This is a genomic window from Sandarakinorhabdus sp. (genome assembly GCF_041689835.1).
Lineage (GTDB): Bacteria > Pseudomonadota > Alphaproteobacteria > Sphingomonadales > Sphingomonadaceae > Sandarakinorhabdus.
Window position 1 is genome coordinate 1 of record NZ_JBDNFM010000032.1, and the last position, 5,408, is coordinate 5,408.

Annotated in this window: 5 protein-coding genes, 1 tRNA gene and 1 pseudogene; 3 read left to right on the forward strand and 4 right to left on the reverse strand. The window is 65.2% G+C overall.

What is annotated here, in order from left to right; genetic code table 11:
* The 3 genes from ACESL8_RS01570 to ACESL8_RS01580 all read left to right on the forward strand — a co-directional run.
* Nucleotides 1-389: enoyl-CoA hydratase-related protein (locus tag ACESL8_RS01570; protein ID WP_372915209.1), on the forward strand; the 389-nt coding region annotated here is incomplete at its 5' end.
* A gap of 60 nt (nucleotides 390-449) precedes the next feature.
* Nucleotides 450-2,012, forward strand: a complete 1,563-nt coding sequence (locus ACESL8_RS01575; protein WP_372915211.1) for an OFA family MFS transporter — start codon at nucleotides 450-452, stop codon at nucleotides 2,010-2,012.
* Between the two features lie 311 nt (nucleotides 2,013-2,323).
* Complete coding sequence (locus tag ACESL8_RS01580) at nucleotides 2,324-2,872, forward strand: MOSC domain-containing protein (protein WP_372915214.1); 549 nt, start codon at nucleotides 2,324-2,326, stop codon at nucleotides 2,870-2,872.
* Here ACESL8_RS01580 and ACESL8_RS01585 read toward each other — a convergent pair.
* The 4 genes and pseudogenes from ACESL8_RS01585 to ACESL8_RS01600 all read right to left on the reverse strand — a co-directional run.
* Entirely contained in the window at nucleotides 2,817-3,863 is a 1,047-nt protein-coding gene (locus tag ACESL8_RS01585) for a hypothetical protein (protein ID WP_372915216.1), read from the reverse strand. The genes ACESL8_RS01580 and ACESL8_RS01585 overlap by 56 nt on opposite strands.
* 41 nt (nucleotides 3,864-3,904) lie before the next feature.
* Nucleotides 3,905-3,977 (reverse strand) — tRNA-Ile (locus ACESL8_RS01590).
* Between the two features lie 414 nt (nucleotides 3,978-4,391).
* Complete coding sequence (locus ACESL8_RS01595) at nucleotides 4,392-5,291, reverse strand: LysR family transcriptional regulator (protein ID WP_372915220.1); 900 nt, start codon at nucleotides 5,289-5,291, stop codon at nucleotides 4,392-4,394.
* A gap of 12 nt (nucleotides 5,292-5,303) precedes the next feature.
* A pseudogene (locus ACESL8_RS01600) lies at nucleotides 5,304-5,408 on the reverse strand (thioredoxin-disulfide reductase); the annotation flags it as partial.

A 5,408-nucleotide genomic window follows, 5' to 3' on the forward strand; every position in this document is an offset into this window, starting at 1 on the left:
CGAAAGTGGGCCTGGCCGCGCTGGCCGGCGGGCTGCACCGCCTGCCGCGCGCCATCGGCCTATCGCGCGCCATGGCGATGATCCTTACCGCCCGCACCGTTTCGGCCGCCGAAGGCAAGGAACTGGGCTTTGTCGCCGAAGTCGTGCCGGCTGCCGATCTGCTGCCCCGTGCCCGCGCGATGGCAGCCGCCATGTGCGAACTGTCACCGCTTTCGCTGCGCGCCTCCAAGCAGGCAGTGCTGAAGGGGGTGGAAGAACCGTCGGTGCGCGCCGCCTATGAAGGCCAAGGCAAATATGCCGCCGTCGGCGCCCTGTTCCGCAGCGAGGATCTGCGTGAAGGCCCGCTGGCTTTTGCCCAAAAGCGCAAGCCGGAGTGGAAGGGGCGGTAAGCCCGCCCTGCGCCACTCGGCCGCTTGACCACGCTGCACCACGCGGGCAGCGGGACGGGTATGGGGAATTCACAGTCACGCATTACCGCACCGCCCGGCTTCGATCGCTGGCTGGTCCCGCCGTGTGCGCTCGCCGTCCATCTGTGCATCGGCATGGCTTACGGTTTTTCGGTGTTCTGGCTGCCGCTCAGCCGGGCGCTGGGCGGGTCGGCGTGCACCAGGCTCACCGAGGCGCTCACCAGCACCGCCTGCGACTGGCGAGTGAGCGATCTGGTGTGGGTGTACACACTGTTCTTTGTTGTTCTGGGACTTGCAGCTGCCACTTGGGGCGGCTGGGTAGAACGCATTGGCCCGCGCCGCGCCGGGCTGGTGGCGGCGGCGTGCTGGTGCGGCGGGATAGCGGTAGGCGCGCTCGGCGTGTTCCTGCACCAATTGTGGCTGTTGTGGCTGGGGGCCGGCGTGCTGGGCGGCATCGGGCTGGGCATCGGTTACATCACGCCGGTTTCCACGCTGATCAAATGGTTCCCCGATCGCCGCGGGCTGGCAACCGGCATGGCGATCATGGGCTTTGGCGGCGGCGCCATGGTCGGCAGCCCGGCGGCAGACCGGTTGATGGCGGCCTTTGCCGGGCCAAACGAGATGGGGGTGTGGCAGGCGATGCTGGCGCTGGCCGGCGTCTATGCGCTGTTCATGACGGCCGGCGCGCTGGGGTTCCGCTTGCCCGCGCCGGGCTGGGCGCCGCCTGGCAAGGCTGAAATCGCCGCAGGCGGCCGCTTCGTGCCGCTCGGTGTCGCCACCCGCACCCCGCAATTCTGGCTGGTGTGGTGCGTGCTGCTGCTCAATGTGTCGGCCAGTATCGGGATCATCGGGCTGGCATCGCCAATGGTGCAGGAAATCTTTGGTGGCAGGCTGTTCGGCGAAACGGTGCGCTTTGCCAATTTCACCAACAATCACAAAGCCGCTGCCGCGGCCGCCGGTGCTGGGTTTGTCGGCTTCATCAGCCTGTTCAACATCGCCGGGCGCTTTTTCTGGGCCAGCCTGTCAGACCGGATTGGGCGCAAGGCGATGTACGTCGCCATCCTGGCACTGGGCGCGGCCTGCTATGGCATCGTCCTGCCCAATGCTTTATCGGGCCCGGTCGCCGCTGCATTGCCGCTGTTCGTGGCGGTGTTTGCACTGCTCGCGTCCATGTACGGCGGCGGATTTGCGGCGGTGCCGGCGTGGCTGGCAGATTTGTTCGGGACCAAACAGGTGGGCGCCATCCACGGCCGGTTGCTTACCGCCTGGTCCACCGCCGGGGTGCTGGGGCCGTTGCTGGTTGCCTACTCACGCGATGCCCGGCTGGCCGCGGGCGCAGAACGCGAAACCGTCTATGGCCCGATATTTTTGATGCTGGCCGGCCTGCTGACGCTGGGGCTGGTTGCGGCGCTGCTCGTGCGGCCGGTGGCGGCCGACAAGTGGGTGGAAGATGCGGACGCGCGCCCTGCCCTGCCCGCCACTATCGGCACTGCCGTACCTGCCGCTTGGGGCCCGCGCCTTGCGGTGTGGGGCGCCGTGCTGGCACCGCTGGCCTGGGGCGGTTGGTTCACCGTTCAAAAGGCCATCGTGCTGCTGGCCCAATGAAAAGGAGGCTGCCCGTTGCCAGGCAGCCTCCACATTGTCATCCGTCCACGAAGGGCGGTGTCTGGTGTTCAGCGCGCCACGACCTTAACCGTGGCCACCAGCGCCTTCGCGCCATTAATGAAACAATGAGACACAGGATCACCTCCTTTCGGTTGTTGCAGGGGTGGCCAGAATGAAAGGGAACCGCTGTGATCGCAAGTGGATTCGGGAGGGGCATAATCACGCAGCTGCGCATCGGTCGGCCGCAGCTGCTACCGGGGTTGGCGCTGCCGTCCGCATACCACCGCCAGGCGGTCAACGGCGCCGTACTTGTGCATGAACTCGGGCTGGCAGGCGACCAGGTGGGCAACACCCGCGTTCACGGCGGGCCGGAAAAGGCGGTTTATGCCTATCCGCTGGCGGGCTACGCAGCCTGGCGAGCAGAATTTCCCGATATTGCCGACCAATTCCAGCCCGGCGCCATGGGCGAAAATCTGGTGGTGGAAGGGCTTGATGAAACCAGCCTGTGCCTTGGTGACATCATCCGCTGCGGCGCTGCCACGCTGCAGATCGCCCAAATCCGTGAGCCGTGCTCCACCTTTGCCGCCGTGATGGGCACCACCCGCGTGGTAAAGGCGATGGTGCGCTCGGGCCGCTGCGGCTGGTATCTCCGGGTGCTGGAAGGCGGCCAGATCGCCGCCGGTGATGGCCACGACGTGATCGAGCGGCCCAATCCGGCATGGCCAATCAGTCGCTTCACCCCCATCGCTGCCGGCAAGGCGGGCCGCGTGGAGGATCTGGCCGAACTAGCCGTGCTGCCCGGCCTCAGTGCTTATTGGCGGGCAAAGCTGGCGCGCCGGCTGGCGGATCAGCAGCAATAGCGCGGGCGGCGCGGAAGGCCCTGGCCTCCAGCACCGCAATCAGTGCGGCGCCCAGCACGAACGGGATGATCGTGTACAGGATGCGAAACAGTGCCACGGCGGCCAGTACGCCGGCCTTGTCGGCATCGGGCATCAAGCCCACGATAACCAGTTCGAACACGCCAAGCCCGCCCGGCGCATGGGCGAGCGCGCCGGTGACCATCGCAACGGCGTAAATCACCAGGAAGGTGAGAAGATCGGGAATGCCCGCCACTGGCTGCAACAGGATGTAAAGCGCGCCGCCAGCCAGCGCGAGATCGAGCGTGCCGATGGCAATCTGCTGCAACGTCTGGCGGCCGTCGGGTATGGTGAAGCGGTAGCGCCACAGCCGGAATTCGCGCCGCCAGCCCGCGGCAAACACCGTGTAGCCCACCACCCCGGCCAACAGCAGCGCGCCGGTCCACTCCTCCAGCGCCGGCGGCACCCATTCGCGGATCGGTTCGGCCAACGTGGGCGACACAATTAGGCCGATGCCAGCCACGAAGATAATGCCCAGCCAAAACGTCCAGCCGCACAGCAAAATGATCATGGCGATATCGGCCGGTTTGACGCCCACTCGGGTGTAGATGCGGTAACGCACGGTGCCGCCGGTGAGGATGGTCACCCCCAGCGTGTGGCTCATGGTGAAGCTGGAAAAGCTGGCGGCGGCCAATGTGGGCCAGCCGATTTTGGTATAACCAAGGTGCCGTGTCGCGAACCAGTCATAGCCGACCAGCACGACATACGACAGGAAGGTGGACAGGGCGGCAAAGACGATCAGGTGGGTGGGCGTGGCCTGGATTTCGGCCATCACGGCGGCCAGCGTCACCTGGCCAGAAATCTTTTTCAGGCCCCAGGCAGCCAGCGCCAGCACAACCAGGCCAAGCGCTGCACCGGCCCAGCTTTTCCAATTGGCACGAGGACGCTGCTCCTCAGCGGTGGGCCTGCTGGTTTCCGCTTGCTGTGCCGACACAATGAGACGCCGCTTCCTTGATACAGCCGGGATACCACCGGTGGGCCCGGAGGGATTCGAACCCCCGACCTAGCCGTTATGAGCGGCCAGCTCTAACCGCTGAGCTACAGGCCCGAACCGGGTGCAACAGCGGTTAGCCGATGAAATCTGATTTGGGAAGACCGAGCGTTACCGACAAGGCGGCACGAGCGCGCAGATGGAAAAAGGGCCGGATGCACAGGATGCATCCGGCCCTTTGACAAGTGCCCGGGCGCCGGGGGGAGGTGGCGCATCCGGGCTGACCGACCGCCGCAGAGGGGGGGAGAGGCGGCTCGATCAAACCAGGCAGGCTGCGGGGGAGCAGCGGGCCCGGCGTTACCGCTATCGCGGCGACATGATTTTTCTACGGATTCGGCGACCGTTATTGCAGTGCACAATACTGCGGTGCAGCTATGCGTCCTATGCATGGCTTTGGCTGGAGAATTTTTACCAACCAATTGTAATTGCATCGATACAGGGGATGCGCGGCCATGCCTGTGACAACCTGCCTCAGATATCGAGCGCGGCGCTGGTCATGCGTTCGACCAAAAAATCGCGCAGCGCCGCAATCCGCAACGACCGCCGCAATTCGGATGGATAGGTGAAGAAGGTGCGGAACACCGGCCCTTCAATTTGCGGCAGCACCACCTTCACCTTCCCCGAAAAGCGAATCAGATAGGATGGCAGCGCTGCGATGCCGGCACCGGCCTCTACTGCTTGCAGCACGCCGTGGCTGTTGTTGATGGTGAGAGCAGCGGGACGCGGGCTGCCTTCGTGGCCCAATTCAAGGATCCAGTTGATGCCCTTCAGATAATCCGGTGCAGCCTCGCCGTAAGCAATCAACCGGTGCTGATCGAGATCGTCCACGTGCACGGGTTCGCCGTGCCGGGCCAGATATTCAGGGCTGGCAACAAGGTGATGGCGGATGCCGGCCAACGGGCGCTGAACCAGTTCGGTCTGGAACGGGCGGTGAAAGCGGATGGCGACATCGGCTTCGCGCTTGGCCAGATCAAGATCGGCATCAGTAAGCATCAGGTGGACGCTGATATCGGGAAACTGATCGAGAAAATCACCCAATTGCCGGGCCAGCCAGGTGGAACCGAACGACACGGTGGTGGTTAGCCGAATGTCGCCAGTGGGCCGATCACGGCTGGCATCGATGGCCTGGGCAGTCTTGTCGATACGCTCGTGCATGTCGGCTGTGGCGCCGCGCAGCTGCTCGCCTTCGTGCGTCATGGCCAGGCCGCGGGCGTGGCGGTGAAACAGCTTGGCGCCCAGGCTTTCTTCCAACGCCGCGATCTGACGCGACAGCGCCGGCTGGCTCATGTGCAGGCGGCGAGCGGCCTCCGTAAAGCTGCCGGCTTCGGCAACCACGTCAAACAGCCGTAGCTTCTCCCAATCAAGTCCCATGCGCCCTCGCCCCTATCCGTGCGCCAGAAAACGCTCCGCTTCCAGCGCGGCCATGCAGCCCATGCCGGCCGCCGTCACGGCCTGACGATATAATTTGTCCTTCACGTCGCCGGCGGC

Coding starts and splice junctions, on each gene's coding strand:
- ACESL8_RS01575 (WP_372915211.1), top strand. CDS start 450: ATGGGGAATTCACAGTCACGCATTACCGCACCGCCCGGCTTCGATCGC.
- ACESL8_RS01595 (WP_372915220.1), bottom strand. CDS start 5,291: ATGGGACTTGATTGGGAGAAGCTACGGCTGTTTGACGTGGTTGCCGAA.